Annotated in this window: 14 protein-coding genes; 10 read left to right on the top strand and 4 right to left on the bottom strand. The window is 41.9% G+C overall.

Annotation, left to right across the window (positions count from 1 at the left end; genetic code table 11):
- Positions 1-270: 270 nt before the first annotated feature.
- Complete coding sequence (locus tag K9H14_03745; protein MCG9479305.1) at positions 271-1512, top strand: ATP-grasp domain-containing protein; 1242 nt, start codon at positions 271-273, stop codon at positions 1510-1512.
- On the opposite strand, the gene K9H14_03740 is transcribed toward K9H14_03745, so the two are convergent.
- On the bottom strand, positions 1509-2579 hold the full coding sequence (locus K9H14_03740) for a trypsin-like peptidase domain-containing protein (GenBank protein ID MCG9479304.1): 1071 nt from the start codon (positions 2577-2579) through the stop codon (positions 1509-1511). The genes K9H14_03745 and K9H14_03740 overlap by 4 nt on opposite strands.
- Before the next feature lie 150 nt (positions 2580-2729).
- On the opposite strand from K9H14_03740, the gene K9H14_03735 reads away from it, so the two are divergent.
- From K9H14_03735 to K9H14_03705, 7 genes are all read left to right on the top strand, one after another.
- Entirely contained in the window at positions 2730-5237 is a 2508-nt protein-coding gene (locus K9H14_03735; GenBank protein ID MCG9479303.1) for an AMP-binding protein, read from the top strand.
- Positions 5230-5880, top strand: coding sequence for a phosphoribosyltransferase (locus tag K9H14_03730; GenBank protein MCG9479302.1), 651 nt, complete (start codon positions 5230-5232; stop codon positions 5878-5880). Before K9H14_03735 ends, K9H14_03730 begins: the two co-directional genes overlap by 8 nt.
- A gap of 63 nt (positions 5881-5943) precedes the next feature.
- Entirely contained in the window at positions 5944-6672 is a 729-nt protein-coding gene (locus tag K9H14_03725) for an MBL fold metallo-hydrolase (GenBank protein MCG9479301.1), read from the top strand.
- A 36-nt stretch (positions 6673-6708) separates the two neighbouring features.
- Positions 6709-7404, top strand: coding sequence for a FadR family transcriptional regulator (locus tag K9H14_03720; protein MCG9479300.1), 696 nt, complete (start codon positions 6709-6711; stop codon positions 7402-7404).
- A gap of 13 nt (positions 7405-7417) precedes the next feature.
- Positions 7418-8080, top strand: a complete 663-nt coding sequence (locus K9H14_03715; GenBank protein MCG9479299.1) for an SGNH/GDSL hydrolase family protein — start codon at positions 7418-7420, stop codon at positions 8078-8080.
- 51 nt (positions 8081-8131) lie between these two features.
- Positions 8132-8944, top strand: a complete 813-nt coding sequence (locus tag K9H14_03710) for a hypothetical protein (GenBank protein MCG9479298.1) — start codon at positions 8132-8134, stop codon at positions 8942-8944.
- A 10-nt stretch (positions 8945-8954) separates the two neighbouring features.
- Complete coding sequence (locus K9H14_03705; GenBank protein MCG9479297.1) at positions 8955-9236, top strand: 2TM domain-containing protein; 282 nt, start codon at positions 8955-8957, stop codon at positions 9234-9236.
- Here the strand turns inward: K9H14_03705 and ligD are convergent, their stop codons facing one another.
- The 3 genes from ligD to mnmA all read right to left on the bottom strand — a co-directional run bounded on the left by ligD (position 9237) and on the right by mnmA (position 12493).
- A complete protein-coding gene (ligD, locus tag K9H14_03700) occupies positions 9237-10157 on the bottom strand; it encodes a non-homologous end-joining DNA ligase (GenBank protein ID MCG9479296.1) in 921 nt (306 codons plus the stop codon).
- 123 nt (positions 10158-10280) lie between these two features.
- The gene (locus K9H14_03695; GenBank protein ID MCG9479295.1) at positions 10281-10859 is read right to left on the bottom strand and encodes a DNA ligase; all 579 of its coding nucleotides are present in this window, start codon (positions 10857-10859) and stop codon (positions 10281-10283) included.
- A 185-nt stretch (positions 10860-11044) separates the two neighbouring features.
- Positions 11045-12493, bottom strand: coding sequence for a tRNA 2-thiouridine(34) synthase MnmA (gene mnmA, locus K9H14_03690; GenBank protein ID MCG9479294.1), 1449 nt, complete (start codon positions 12491-12493; stop codon positions 11045-11047).
- A 59-nt stretch (positions 12494-12552) separates the two neighbouring features.
- Between mnmA and bshC the strand changes: the two genes are divergently transcribed.
- Together bshC and bshB1 are read left to right on the top strand one after the other, a co-directional pair.
- Complete coding sequence (gene bshC, locus K9H14_03685; protein MCG9479293.1) at positions 12553-14199, top strand: bacillithiol biosynthesis cysteine-adding enzyme BshC; 1647 nt, start codon at positions 12553-12555, stop codon at positions 14197-14199.
- A gap of 1 nt (position 14200) precedes the next feature.
- A complete protein-coding gene (gene bshB1 / locus K9H14_03680) occupies positions 14201-14917 on the top strand; it encodes a bacillithiol biosynthesis deacetylase BshB1 (protein ID MCG9479292.1) in 717 nt (238 codons plus the stop codon).

Genomic DNA, 14917 nt, shown 5'->3' with positions numbered 1-14917 from the left:
GGGATATAAAAAAGTCCCAAGTTATCTTTCACCTTTGCTCACACTTTAGGTTACTTAACACCTTGGGACTCAACCTTAGGACTTTTCTTAGGTACTATCCAGAATTTTAGCTTACTTTCCTACTTCCTTTCGGAGGTCAATTTCAGCTACTCCCAGATGTTGCCTCCTTTTCCTAAGGCAATAATAAATATACCAAAACCAGCTGCTGGTGTCAATATCTCTGGAAATATTTTTTTATTTTTTTTGTTTCTTGCATTATTATTTAGCTTAATGAAAAACATACTCATACTATGTCCCACCCTCAGGGATCTTAGAGAAATCCCACGGCTGGGATATAACCATAATTATATCTATGAAGGTGCTGATACCAGAGAAATATTAAGCAGTTTTGATCCCCTGGTGTTTATTGAATATGTTATAAAAAAAATTAAACATGAAAAAATAGACGCAGTAATTGGCACCCATGATTATCCCGCATCTATAATGGCCAGTATAATAGCAAACATGATAGGGTCGGATGGGGTAAACGTGGCGGCAAATTTTTTATGCCAGCATAAATACTATTCAAGAGAAATGCAGTCAAGATTATTTGGGCCCATGGTGCCGGAATATAAATTACTGGATCCATTCCAAAAAGAGGATCCCCCTTACGGTTTTCCCTTTTTTCTAAAACCGGTAAAATCTTTTTTTTCCATACTTGCTTGCAGAATTGAAAATACCAATCAGTTTTTAAAATATATGGAAGCCAGCAGGGCCCATATACAAGAGTTTGTTGAGCCTTTTAACCGAATGCTAAAAAAATATACCCTGCTGCCAGTGGGTGCCGGTTATGTTATGGCGGAAAAAATATGCACTGGTCAGCAGGTTAACCTGGAAGGTTATGTGTATAAAGGCCAGGTTTTTTTCATAGGAATAACTGATTCTATTATGTATAAAGATACCCAGAGCTTTAAGCGCTTTGATTATCCCAGTTCTATAGACAGTGCAGTTCAGCAGAGGATGATGGATGTTTCCAGAGTATGGTTGAGTCACCTAAATTATGGAAACGGGCTTTTTAATATTGAATTTTTCTATAACCGCAGAAATAAGAGTTTGAGTATTATTGAAATAAATCCCAGGATGTGTTCCCAGTTTGCAGACCTGGTAGAGAAGGTCGACGGCATAAATACTTACCGGCTGCAGCTGGATTTATCTCTGGGCAAAAAGCCTGATTACAGTTTTAACCGGAAAGGAAAATTTAAGTTTGGTTCCAGTTTTGTACTCAGAAAGTTTTCAGACATGAAAGTACTGAGTGTGCCTTCCCCCCAACAGATAAAGCAGGTAATGAACAAATTTGAAGAGGCCAGAATAGAAATTTATGCATATCCGGGTAAAAATCTCTCAGCAACTCTCCAGGATGCCCGGAGTTACCGGTACGGGGTAATAAATCTGGGTGGTAATTCCAGGGAGGAGTTGAAATCAAAATTTGACTTTTGGCGGCGTGCCCTCAAGTTTAAATTCCAGAAAATTTAGTCCCGAGGGGTTGGACATTCTTCCAGTTCCAGCATTATAGACAGGTAGTCTCCGTCTCTGTAAATCTTTAATTCAACTTCCTGGCCACAATCTTTTCTTAACAGCTGGGACAATAGGTCGAATGGAGTGGTTATACTTTTTTGGTCAAACTCAACAATGATATCACCGGTCCTGATTCCTGCTTTGGATGCCGGAGAATTTTCAACTATGTTGCCTACAGCCACTCCTGGTATTTCAGTATTATTGGCGGTTATTTCAATGCCTATAAACGGAATTCTGGCCCGGCCGTATTGTATGATTTGGTCGGCAATATTGGTAGCAGTATCACTGGGTATGGCAAAACCAACCCCGGAACTGGTTCCGGAAGCACTAATACCCATGGTGTTTATTCCGATAACTTCTCCATTTATATTTATTAGCGGTCCCCCGCTGTTACCAGGATTAATAGCTGCATCGGTTTGCACTGCATCCACAATAGGCAGCTGGTCGGAGGAAACAGGCAGTGTCCTTCCCTTGCCGCTGATGATGCCCATAGTAACTGTCTGCTGTATGCCGAAGGGGCTGCCTGCTGCTATTACCAGGTCTCCAACATGCTGGTCTTCAATAGAGGCAAAATTTGCCGGCTTCAGACCGTTGCTGTCTATCTTTATAACTGCAATATCGGTATCCCGGCTGGCTCCTACCAGTTCTGCTTCAACCTGTGTTCCATCATTCAAGGTTACTATTAGCTGCTGGGCATCAGCCGCTACATGGCTGTTGGTTATAATATAGCCCTGTTCATCATATATTACTCCCGAGCCCACTCCTTCCTGTAGCTGGGTCTGGCCCAGTATATTTTCTTCCAGTATACCTACTCTTATGTTTACCACTGAAGGAAGTACTTTGTTTACCAGATCTCTTATATTCTGATTAAACTGTTCAAGGCTGCCGGCAGCAGCAGGTTGGGAATCGGTAGCCTGTGGCTGTTGGCTGGTTCTTAAAAAATCAGGGATACAGGCCATTACCCAGGCCATTAAAAACAATAAGGCGGCAATGGCTATTATCTTAAGTATGATGGTTTTGTTCATTTTGCGTATCTCCATTATTTATATTCATCTTTTATAAAATTTTAACAAAGCGGACCTGTAACAACAATATTTCAAGAATTTGGCCTAATGTTATGGCGGTTGAATACCTGGGGTGGGTAATTTATACTAATTATGGGGTGCATTTAATTCATGAAATCAAATTTGGCGCAATACCTATATAACCATTTAAAATCCAACAGGGGTAAAGTTGTAGCCCGGTCCGAATACAGGGAAAAAACTGCAAGCTGGCAACAGGTGCTGGAATATAGTCTCAAGTTTGGCTCTTTCTTAAAACAGCAGGGTATCAGTGGGGGAGACAAGATACTTCTTAAAGGCGAAAACAGCCTGGAGTGGGTAGTGGTATTCATTGGCTGTATTCTGCAGGGGGTGGCAGTGGTACCTGTCGATAACCGGTCAGGGAGGGCTTTTATCCGCAGGATTCAGGAAAAGGTAAAGGCTGCCTGTATTTTTTGTAAAAATGAATCCGATATTGATATTCAGGAAATCCCCAGGTACTTTCTGAAAGACCTTTTTGGTTATATAAATGACATGGAAGCTGCAGAACCCGGATCCACCAGCCCGGATAGTATGCTGGAAATAGTATTTACCTCCGGTACTACCTCCAGGCCTAAAGGAGTGGTTATTAATCACAAAAATATTTATGCTAATTTACAGTCCGTACAGCCTGCTCTGGATAAATGGAAATGGGCTTTCAGGTTAATGCTGGGGTTTAAACTACTTTCACTGGTTCCCTTGTCCCACATGTATGGACAACTGATTGGAATATTTGCCCCCCTTATAATCGGAGGTTCTGTAGTTTATACCAATATGCTTAATCCTGCCAGAATAATCAAAATTATAAAACAATACCGGGTATGGGCTATAGGGGTTTTACCCCGGATGCTGGAAATTTTAAAGGACTATGTAAGCAGCAAATATGGGCTTGATGACGAAGAATTTAGAGAAAAGTTTGAACAGATTAAACAGAAACACTGGCCCTACAGGTTTCTCTCACTGTGGAGGCTGCATATAAGGCTGGGATGGAGGTTCTGCGCCATTATAGTGGGGGGTGCTTATCTGGAACCGGCAGTGGACCAGTTCTGGAGAGGACTGGCCTATGCCCTTTTCCAGGGTTATGGTCTAACCGAAACTGCGCCCCTGGTAACCCTTTCTGATCCCAGTACTGAAGCCGGCACCATAGGCAGGGCTTTAAAAGGGCAGAAGGTAAAAATCAAAGATGGCCAGATATATGTAAAAGGCGATAATGTCAGCCCCGGCTATTACCTTGATTCCGGGCAGACCAAAAAGGCCTATAGCGGCGGGTGGTTTAAAACGGGAGACCTGGCAGAAATAGATTCACAGGGAAATATAATATATAAAGGGCGCGGGGATGATGTTATTGTGCGTCCGGATGGAACCAATGTGTACCCCGAAGATATAGAAAATGAAATAAAGAAACACCCGGATATAAAAGACGGGGTGGTTTTTGGTTTGAAAAATGAAGATTTTGTACAGGTATATGCGGCGCTGCTCCCAAAATCTTCTGAAGTGGACTTAAGCCGGGCAGTAGAATCAATTAATCAGAACCTGGATACCCATCAAAAAATAGATAACTGGACGGCTTGGCCGGAACATGATTTTCCCCGGACCTCAACCCTAAAGGTGAAGAAGGCAGAAGTAGCCAAAATGATAAATAGAAGCAGCGAATCCAGGGAAGAAGGAGATCAGCTGTACCGTTTGCTGGGATCAGTTCATAATATTAGTGGAGAAAAGTATAAGCCGGAGTCCAGGCTTTCAGGGGACCTGGGACTGGATTCCCTGGATACCATAAAATTGGCGGTAGAGATAGAAAATGAATACAATATAGATGCTGACCAGATACCTATAAGCAGGGATACTACAGTGGGGGAATTGAAAAAATATATTAATTCTCCCCAGAAGACAAGCAAGAAGCTACCCTTTTATAATTTCCCTTACTGGTTTGCGGTAACGGTGGTAAGGACAATCTTTCAGTATATTATATACCCCTTTATACGGATATTGATAAAACTGAAACCATATGGTATTAAAAATTTAAAACAGGCCAAGGAGCCGGTGGTATTTGCAGCCAACCATACCAGCCATCTGGATACGCTGGTTATACTTTATTGTTTGCCCTTGGCCCTGAGGCGTAAGGTTACTGTACTTATGTCCATAGAACATCATTTTACCCATTTCTTTTACCGCCAGGGCTGCTGGGTCAGAAGGTTTATTGAAGCTGCAGGCTTTTATTTACTGGTCAATCTGGCCATGAATACCACTCCTCTTTCCCGTACTTACGGGTTCAAACAGAGTATGGAAAATATAGGCCGTTTGCTGGACCAGGGCTGGTCAATCATAATATTCCCCGAGGGCAGGGTTACTCCTGATGGTAAAATAAAATCATTTGAGCCGGGAATAGGGATGATCTCCAAAGATATGGAAGCAACCGTAGTACCGGTAAAGATAAATGGCCTGTATGGATTATTGAAAAATGGGTTGCTGCCTTTAGGGCATATGCCAAGGAGGCCCAGGGTCTCGGTGGTATTTGGAAAACCTGAAAAATACTCTGAAGGTGACTACCAGAACATAACTGAAAATATTGAGGACAAGCACGGGAAGTTAAAGCGGGATGACTAAATTTTTTAAAGACAGAAAAGATGCAGGAGCCAGATTGGCGATGGCTCTTGAAGAATATATGGATAGAGAAGTGCTGGTACTGGCTATACCCAGAGGCGGGGTAGAGATAGGTTTTGAAGTAGCCAGACACTTAAAGGCATCATTGCATCTTCTGATAACCAGGAAGCTTCCTTTCCCTAATAACCCGGAATCGGGATTTGGAGCTATTTCCGAAGATGGTTCCACCTATATCCACAGGCAGGCTGCCAGCTGGCTTTCTGCCGGGGAAATAGAAAGGATAAAAGAAGAGCAGTCTGAAGAAATAAAAAGGAGAATAAAGATATTAAGAAAAGGCAAACCCCTGCCCGATATTTCCGCAAAGACCGTTATGCTGGTAGATGATGGGCTGGCCATGGGTTCCACCATGCTGGCTTCAATAAATTATTGCCGCCACCAGAAAGTAGCAGAAGTGGTGGTTGCGGTACCGGTAGCTGGGCTACGGGCAGCATCCCTGGTTTCTCGGAAGGCTGACCGGCTGGTGGTGCTTGAGATGCCTGAAAATTTCAGGGCGGTAGCCCAAGTTTACCAGAACTGGCATGATGTTACTGACAGCCAGGTCCTTTCAATTTTAGATCAATGGGAAAAGCTTAAGAAAAGCTATTAATATTCGATGCCGTTCTATGGTAGAATTATTCATATTTAGAATAATATGAGGCTTGGTATTAATATGATCCTCCGTTTTCCTGGTACCAGGGGAGAAATTGAAGAGAGTAGTGAACTTCACCGTTACCATTCTTCCATTATAGTTGAAGAAGCAGACACTAGAATTTTAATAGACTACGGGCAGAAGCATGACCCCGACCTGCACAGAGAGATATCAAATTTTGATGCACTGCTTATTACCCATGCCCATCCGGATCATTATATGTGGACTGTGGAAGAAAACAAGGCTGTAGAAATACCGGTTTATTTGACCAGGGAAACTCTGGAATACAGTCGGAATAAGCCCCTGAACTATAGGATTATAGAACCGGGGAAAAAATTTAGCATAAAGGATATATCAGTAGTTGCTTACCGGGTTATTCACTCCCTAAGGTGCCCGGCAGTATGTTTCAGGCTGGGGGGTAAAAAGACTATAGTTTATGCTCCGGATATAGTGGATACCGAAACTGACAAATCCATTGTATTTAAAGGCGTGGATACGCTTATTGCTGATGGATCAAGCTTAAACATTAACATGGTTAGAAGAAGGGACGGTAAGATCTTTGGGCATACCAGGGCCAGGACGGTTATCAACTGGTGTAAAAAATATGGTATTGAAAACCTTATACTTACCCATTTTGGAAAACAGATAGTAACCATGGACCTGACAGAGCTGGAGCAGAAGTTAGGCCAATATTCAGAAAACAGGGTAAGGGTAGAGGCTGCTTTTGACGGTTTTAAAAAAAATATATAGAAATAATAAATTGTTTAGAAGATAAATACATTAAAAATGCAGACTGAATCAAACAAAAGCCTGGTACAGGCAGTAATAGATGAAATTGTATATCGGATAAAAAAGGGTGAACTTAAACCCGGGGACAGGATAGATTCCCAGAGGGAGCTGGCAAAGAAGTTAAATGTAGCCCGAAGCTGTATAAGGGAGGCTATCCAGGCTTTAAGTCTGGCCAAAATTGTGGATGTCAGGCACGGCAAAGGAGTTTTTGTATCCTCTATTTCCTTAAACTCCATATTAAATCCGGTAAATATGAATGTTTTTATGAACCAGACGGAGTTACTGGATTTACTTAAGGTCAGAATGATTTTAGAGACAGCAGCCATAAAAGAGGCCACCAGGAATATAAACAGTTCTGATTTGGAAGTTTTAAAAAAGCACCTGGACCAGTCCAAAGAATTCTTAAAACTGGGTCAATATGAGGATTATTATGTTGAAGATTATGAATTTCACCGGACTATTGTAAGGTGCAGCCAGAACAATGTCCTTTCCAGTATTTTTAACTTTATTTTTGATTTATTGATCCAGGGGATGAAAACCATTTCCAGGGTTCCGGGCTCTCCTGGCAGAGGACTTAAATGGCATAATGAAATTTATCACAGGATGAGTGTTACCGATATTGATGGTTCACAACAGGCCATGAAGAACCATATAGATCAGGTTATTGAAGATTTAAACAAATTAGATGATTAGGGGGGATTTAAGGTTGAAAACTATCTTATGCTATGGCGATTCCAATACTTATGGATGCAAGCCCATTGGATTTGATCAGCTGGGAGAGGAGGTAATAGCCTCTGATTTAAGGTATGGCCCGGAACAGAGATGGCCGGGAATATTGCAAAAAGAGTTGGGTTCCGGGTTCAGGATTATTGAAGAAGGGCTTAATGGGCGGACTACGGTGTTTGATGATCCGGTAGAGGGGGTACATAAAAATGGAATGACTTATCTGGTCCCCTGTCTGGAGTCTCATGCGCCCCTGGATCTGGTGCTTCTAATGCTGGGTTCTAATGATTTTAAGAAAAAGTTTTCTGCTTCCGCATACGATATTGCCCTGGGACTGGGTAAGCTTGTAGATATGATACAGGGCAGTGGTGCCGGGCCTGGAGGCAGCAGTCCGGAATTGTTGCTTATGTGTCCCCCACCGGTAGGAAAACTGATCCAGTTTGCGCTAATGTTTGAGGGAGCCGGGCCAAAGTCAGAACAATTAGCCGGTTACCTTAAAAAAATAGCCAAACAAAAGGGCTGCCATTTTATGGAGGTAGCCAATGTTATAGAGCCCAGCGATACTGACGGACTTCATTATGAGGAATCCAGCCATAAAATACTGGGGCAGGCGGTAGCCAGGTACATAGAGTCAAATATTTTTTAAATATTGTAAATTTTAAAATTTTAAAAAAAAATTTTAAATAAAGGAGGATACATGGAACAGGAGAAAAATGATAATAAAAATTTAGGCGGCAGTTTTGGTGAGATGATGAAAGAATTTGGAGAAGCGGTATCCAAGGTTTTTAATGATCCGGAACTTAAAAAGAAAGCCAGGGAATTCAGTGAAAGTGCTTCCCGGTCGGCCAGGGCTTTTGGGGACAGATTCAAGGATGAGGAAGTTAAAGAAAAGTTCAGGGAAGCAGGAAAGGCAGCCAAAAAATTTGGTGATGATGTAGCCGAGGTATTTAAAGAAGAACAGGATTCAGATACCAAACAGGAAGAGAGCAGTTCAAAAGATGTGGTCCCAACTGTAGAAAAAAAAAATTATAAGCAGGAAGGAACCAGGGGAAGCAGATTAACCGGATACAGTATGTCCATAGCCTGGAGTATAGTATTTCTGGTATTTTTTAATTTTTTCTACCATTATATTGCATATTATGAATATAATTCCGCACTGCAAACCTGGACCAGATACCCGGTGCTTACCGATGATTTCAGATTTTGGTTGCCTATCTTCACGGTAGCGGTGGTGGTTTCTATTATAGGCAATATAGTGATGATTATAATAGACCATTACTCGGTAAGGCAGATAACCAACATAGTAATGAATATTTTTGGCATTGCCTCGGTATCAACCCTGCTGTCAATTTTTCCTTTTGACTTCAGCAATATACCGGCAGAAAATATTGCCAGTATCCTGATCCCGGTTGTAACTGTGGCTCTTATCCTGGTAATAATTGGTTTAAGTATCGCCACTGTGGTTAGTTTTGTAAAACTGATAGTCTTTACCATAAAGAAAGAAATCTAAGGAGGGGACCATGGATGAAAAAGAAAAATATATAAAAGCAAAGAAAAGGGTAGAGGAAATTAAAGGATTTTATGCCCACCTTATAACCTATATATCGGTTATAATAGTATTGATGGTCATAAATCTGGTAACCTCTCCCGGTTTTCTGTGGTTTCTAATTGTAGCCGGGGCCTGGGGTTTTGGCCTGTTTTGGCATGCTATGGGCGTATTTGTGTTTACCAAGAGTTTTGGTGCCAGCTGGGAACAGAGGAAGATAAAAGAAATAATGGATAAAGAAAAAAATAATGAATAATCAGCTTTTTTTATAAGTATTCAACCATTTTTTCATTGTTTCCAAATTTTCGCTGTGGCTGTATATGTTTTTCCAGGGGTCTTGTTTCTGGCCTAATCTCCGGAATATATTGCCAATATTGTAAGTTTGTGGTCCGATACCCGGCTTTTGGAGCTCTTCCCAATCAAGGGGGGTGGCTATGGGGGCGGTGGGGAGAATCCTTAAAGAGTAGGGACAGATGGTAGTCTGCCCGAAAGAGTTTCTTGCGTAATCCAGGTATAGTTTTCCCTGCCGGTTTTTCTTTAATGGTTCCAGGGTGAATTTGCCGGGGAATTTGCTTACCAGGATTTCTGCTATTTTTCTGGCAACTTCACGGACTTCCTTGAAACTGTATTCAGGGGTAATAGGTATTACTACATGAAGGCCTTTGGAGCCGGTAGTCATAACCCGGCAGTGTACGGACATGGAGGCAAATGAATCCTTTATAATAAGCGCTCCCTCTATGACCGACCTGAAGTCTCCTTCTGGCGGCGGGTCCAGGTCAAAAATCATTTTATCCGGTTTTTTTATATTACCAGCTGTGCTCAACCAGGTATGAAACGAAAGTACAGCCTGGTTGGAAAGATATATCAGCGCTGCTTTTGAATTGCATATGGCATGGCTTAATCTGGTTCCATCAGCCCTGGTAACTTCTATCAGGTCTATCCAGCGGGGGAAATAGTCCGGAGCATCCTGCTGATAAAAAGTTTCGCCTTCTATGCCGTCTGGAGCCCGGTGCATATTTAGTGGCCGCCCTTTTAGGTGGGGCAGCATGATGGAAGCAATTTTCTGGTAATAATCCAGTATGTCCTGTTTGCGGATTTTCTGGCCAGGATAGAAAATTTTTTCCAGATGGGAGGCTTCTATGATTTTACCTTCAATTTTATAGGTTCTTTTGTTCATTATTTCTTTCTGACCTTGTGGGGCGGTTTATCTTCCCTTAAGCTCTTATAGCGGGCAGGTATTTCTTCCGGGTCAAGGCCGGCCAGCCTTTGTTTTGAAAATATATTTTCAAGCAGTGAGTTTTCAGTCATTTTGCTTTTCCAGCTCTTCAATGGTTTTGCCGCTAATTACTGACCGGGGTTCAGTGCTGGTGGGATTTCTGCGGGCATCTGCATGCTGGTCTTTCATTTTTATAAGCAGCCATCTGCTATTATCATCATTTTTCTTGCCTGTCTGGAGCAAAACATAGGCGCCCTGCAGCTTTTTACCCTGAATGAAAAACTCCAACTTTCCCTGCTGCAAAGACTCTGCTGTGCTTTTGTCCTGTTTCAAATTTCGGTAGGTGCCTTTATCCCATACTATTACTGTACCTGCCCCGTATTGCCCTTCCGGAATGATGCCTTCAAACCGGGCATAATCAATAGGGTGGTCCTCGGTGGGAACAGCCAGTCTTTTTTGTGACGGATCGGTAGAAGGGCCCTTGGGGATGGCCCATGACTTGAGTACACCGTCCAGCTCCAACCTTAAATCATAGTGAAGGTTTCTTGATTTATGTTTCTGAATGGCATAAATCAGGCCCTGCTTGCCGGGTTTGACTTTTGCCTGGGGTTCTGTAGTTTTTTTAAAGTCTCTTTTTTTCTTGTACTGGTCCAGATTGTTCATGTTATTCCTTTCTTTGATATTCAGTTTAGGATCATCAAAAGGATATGGCAAGAAAATGAAATTAAGGAGTACATGTTTTTTATGTATTTAAAAGAAATTAAATACAAACCTTAAATATTACTTAAAACTAAAATATTGGCAGCTCAGGGTATCTACAGGTATTTTAAAAATTGCAGTTGCAGCTGTTATGTAATTATGCCTCCGCCCAATAGAAGGTTATCCTGGTAGAAAACCGCTGACTGTCCGGGAGTTATGGCCAGCTGGGCAACATCGAAACAGCATTTGGCACATTGGCTGTCCAGTAATTCTATGGTAGCCGGAACCGGTTTGAAATTATACCTTATCATTATTTGGGCCCTGAATTTTTGGGAAGGGGGATTTCCGGTTAAAAAATTCAATTGATCTGCCCTGAATTCTTTTTGCAGCAGTTCTTCTTTCTCTCCTACCACCACAGCGTTCTGTTCTGGTATTATTTTCTTTACATACAATGGCCTGGCGTGGCTTATACCCAGCCCTTTTCTCTGTCCAATGGTGTAATAGGGGTAACCTTTATGCCGGCCCAGTACCTGGCCCTGGCTGTTTAGTATATTTCCCTCTCCTGTGCCAAATTTGGCAGCCAGATAATGCTGATAGCCTTGGGGGCTTATAAAACATATATCCTGGCTTTCGGGTTTTCCTTTAAGAAAGGGAAAATACCGGGAGCCCATTTTTTTAATATCCCGTTTATGGTACCCGCCCAGTGGGAATTTAATATGGCTTAGCTGATGTTGATTCAGCTTCCACAGCATATAGCTCTGATCCTTGGTCTGGTCTACACCTTTTTTTATAATGCAGGTGCCCTGTTTTTTTTCCAGGATACAATAATGGCCGGTAGCCATATAGGCAGCACCCAGCTGTATGGCCCGGTCAAGAAGCAGCCCAAATTTTATCCGGGGATTGCAGTCTACACAGGGATTGGGGGTTATGCCCTGCATATATTTATCAAAAAAGGTATCTATTATTGTTTCCTTAAACTCATCTGCTATATCCAGCACCAGGTGGGAAATACCCAGCTCCAGGCATACCCGCCGGGCCAGAGTGATATCGGTGGGAGAACAGCAGGTTCCTGATTTATTCTGGTAGTTGAAACTGTCAGGTAAGAGTTTAAGGGTTACCCCTATAACCTGATAACCTTCCTCTACCAGCATTTTAGCGGTTACGGAACTGTCTATGCCTCCACTCATGGCAACCACTACCCGGTTGTCGTCAAGGGGGTAAAGCTTTTGGTTTGCAGACGACCAGTAGCTGGAAAGCATATCAGAAAAAGCACGGAGGGCAGTCAAGGCTGCCGGTTTTAAGTTGCCTGGAACAGCATTAAAATATGGCTGCAGATATCTATAGCTAATAAATGCTGCTTGGAATATATCTTTTCCTTTAACCAGGCCGACGAGGTAGCTGGCAAAGACTGCAGCCGAATCTTGTCCGCAACAGGTAAACTTTATATCTATTATAGTGGTCTGGCTGATACGGGAAGTGAAACCAATCCTGGTTTGTAAGCTGGCTGAATCTGCATTACCTGCTGCATCCGCATTTTCTATTACCCCGCGATATATTGATTTGGGGTGGTTTTTATATATATGGTTTATATTATCCATTTTATCTGTTATATATTATAGTATGCCTATATTATAATTTTTAAATAATTTGTAAAAGAGTGGCCAATTTAAATAACTTCATTATAAAGGATAAGCGTTTCTACTATAACCAGCTGTTTTATGACTATCTTTTTAATTTCGGGCATCTCAAGGATTTCTACCATTATGATTACCGCTCACCGGCCAGCTATCATGAACGGGCCGGACAGGTTTTAAAAAATTATAACCGGGGGTACAGAAAAAGGCTGGCTGGAGCCCTAAAAAAATATAATGGTGAGTTGGGGGCCGGCCAGAAAACCTTAAAAAATATAGGCAAGCTTTCCAAAGAGAATTCACTGATGGTGATTGGGGGACAACAACCGGTTTTTTTGGGCGGGCCCCTGTTTATGATTTATAAAGCTATAACCGTTATCAAGCTGGCTGCTTGTCTGAAACAGGAGCTTGGAGTGGAAGTTATACCCTGTTTCTGGAATGCTTCAGATGACAGCAACATATCCCAGGTAGATCATATAAATTTAATAGGCCGCAATCTGAAGAATATAAGCATAAAGAGACTGCCGGAAAATATCAGGTACTCAGACCTCGGCTTAAACCAGGACCAGATTGATGAGATTATAGACCAGCTGGATAGAAACCTTATACCTACTGATTTTAAACAGAGCTTGGTTGATTTTATAGGGGAGTCCTTGAGCTGTGCAGAGCAGAACGGAAAAATCAGTTTTTCCAAAACATTTTCTTCTTTTATGTTAAAGCTGTTTTCCAGATGGGGCCTGGTGATAATTGATCCGGCAATGGAGGAAATAAAACAGCTGTCATCAGACTTGATTGAAAAAGATATTGATTTAGGTATAAAAGCAGGGGAGCTGATAGATGACGCAGGCATAAGACTTAAGGATGGCGGGTACCATGCCCAGCTGAAAAACAGGGGGAATTACCTTAATTTTTTTGTAACCCGGGATGGTAACAGAGAAAAAATTAAGACTGATGGCCGGCAATACAGGTGGGAAGGCCAAATTTTTAGTGCCGGTCAGATTAAGGAAAAATTTGCCGGCTGCATGTCTGACCTTAGTTTTAATGTAGTGCTCAGGCCCATAATTCAGGATAGCCTGTTTCCGGTAGTGGCAACGGTTTGCGGCCCGGGTGAGATAAGTTATTTTGCCCAGCTGGGGCCAGTTTATAAGCTCTACGGGGTGCAAATGCCGGTAATCTACCCCCGTTTTTCGGCTACTCTGATAGAGAAGAGAGTAAACAAGAGTCTGGAAAAATATGGGATTGATTACCGGTATATATGGGAAGAGCTGGGATTTATAGAGAAACAGGTGTTAAAAAGGCACATGGATGTAGATATAAACCGGGCAGTTCAAGACCTGAACAGCAAAATAACAGAAAATATAGAAGAAGCTGAAAAAGCATTGTCTGAAAGCCTGATGAATATTTCTTCAACTTTTGATAGAATTAAAAGAAACATAGACCGTGAAACTACCGTCCTTGGTCATAAGCTGTACTCACAATACAAGAAACAGAACCAGCATATTAAAAAAGCAGTAGAGAAGATAAAATTAAACCTGTTGCCCCATGGTAATATGCAGGAAAGAGAGATAAGCGTTATTAGTTATATAAACAAATATGATTTCAGGTTAATAGATGAAATCTATAATGAATTCAGATGTTTTGATTTTGGTCATAAGATGATAGAGGTGGAGTAATATGGACATAGGTGTACTGGCTTTTGGGGCTCATCCTGATGATGCTGAAATGGGCTGTGGAGGGTTATTGCTCAAGATGAAGGCTGCCGGTTTTAAGACAGGCATTGCAGATCTTACCCATGGTGAGCTTTCCACCAATGGAAATCTGAAAATCAGGGCCAGGGAATCAGAACAGGCAGCAGAAATATTGAAACTGGATATCAGGGAAAACCTTGGTCTGGAGGATGGCCATATAGTCAATGACACTCCCAGCCGTACCAAAGTAGTGGACCTGTTAAGAGCCTGCAGACCACGCCTGGTCATAACCCCCTATCATAAAGACCGACATCCGGACCACGAACATGCCTATCAATTATTAAAAGACAGCATATTTATATCCGGGCTGGCAAAATTTAGGACATCGTTACCCGCTTACCGCCCACGGGTGGTTATAAACTATATGATGCATTATGAGTTTGAGCCCAGCTTTATAGTAGATATAACCCATTATTTTAAAACCAAGATGGAAGCAGTAACCAGTTACCGGTCCCAGCTTTACAGTGATTACCAGAAACAATCCGAAACCAGGCTGTCTTCAAAATATTTTATGGAGGTTCTAAATACCAGGAACAAGTACCATGGCTTAAAAATAGCTGCCGGGTATGGCGAGCCGTATTATACAGAATATAATATTAAGATTGACGATCCCTTGAACTTTTTTAACTATATTCATATATAA

The sequence above is a fragment of the Actinomycetes bacterium genome, assembly GCA_022396035.1.
Lineage (GTDB): Bacteria > Actinomycetota > Humimicrobiia > Humimicrobiales > Humimicrobiaceae > Halolacustris.
Note: the sequence above shows the minus strand (reverse complement) of the source record. Positions and strands in the feature narration are given on the sequence as shown.

Coding starts and splice junctions, on each gene's coding strand:
- K9H14_03695 (MCG9479295.1), bottom strand. CDS start 10,859: ATGAACAATCTGGACCAGTACAAGAAAAAAAGAGACTTTAAAAAAACT.
- K9H14_03730 (MCG9479302.1), top strand. CDS start 5,230: ATGACTAAATTTTTTAAAGACAGAAAAGATGCAGGAGCCAGATTGGCG.
- K9H14_03705 (MCG9479297.1), top strand. CDS start 8,955: ATGGATGAAAAAGAAAAATATATAAAAGCAAAGAAAAGGGTAGAGGAA.
- K9H14_03735 (MCG9479303.1), top strand. CDS start 2,730: ATGAAATCAAATTTGGCGCAATACCTATATAACCATTTAAAATCCAAC.
- mnmA (MCG9479294.1), bottom strand. CDS start 12,493: ATGGATAATATAAACCATATATATAAAAACCACCCCAAATCAATATAT.
- K9H14_03740 (MCG9479304.1), bottom strand. CDS start 2,579: ATGAACAAAACCATCATACTTAAGATAATAGCCATTGCCGCCTTATTG.
- K9H14_03710 (MCG9479298.1), top strand. CDS start 8,132: ATGGAACAGGAGAAAAATGATAATAAAAATTTAGGCGGCAGTTTTGGT.
- K9H14_03725 (MCG9479301.1), top strand. CDS start 5,944: ATGATCCTCCGTTTTCCTGGTACCAGGGGAGAAATTGAAGAGAGTAGT.
- K9H14_03720 (MCG9479300.1), top strand. CDS start 6,709: ATGCAGACTGAATCAAACAAAAGCCTGGTACAGGCAGTAATAGATGAA.
- bshB1 (MCG9479292.1), top strand. CDS start 14,201: ATGGACATAGGTGTACTGGCTTTTGGGGCTCATCCTGATGATGCTGAA.
- K9H14_03745 (MCG9479305.1), top strand. CDS start 271: ATGAAAAACATACTCATACTATGTCCCACCCTCAGGGATCTTAGAGAA.
- ligD (MCG9479296.1), bottom strand. CDS start 10,157: ATGAACAAAAGAACCTATAAAATTGAAGGTAAAATCATAGAAGCCTCC.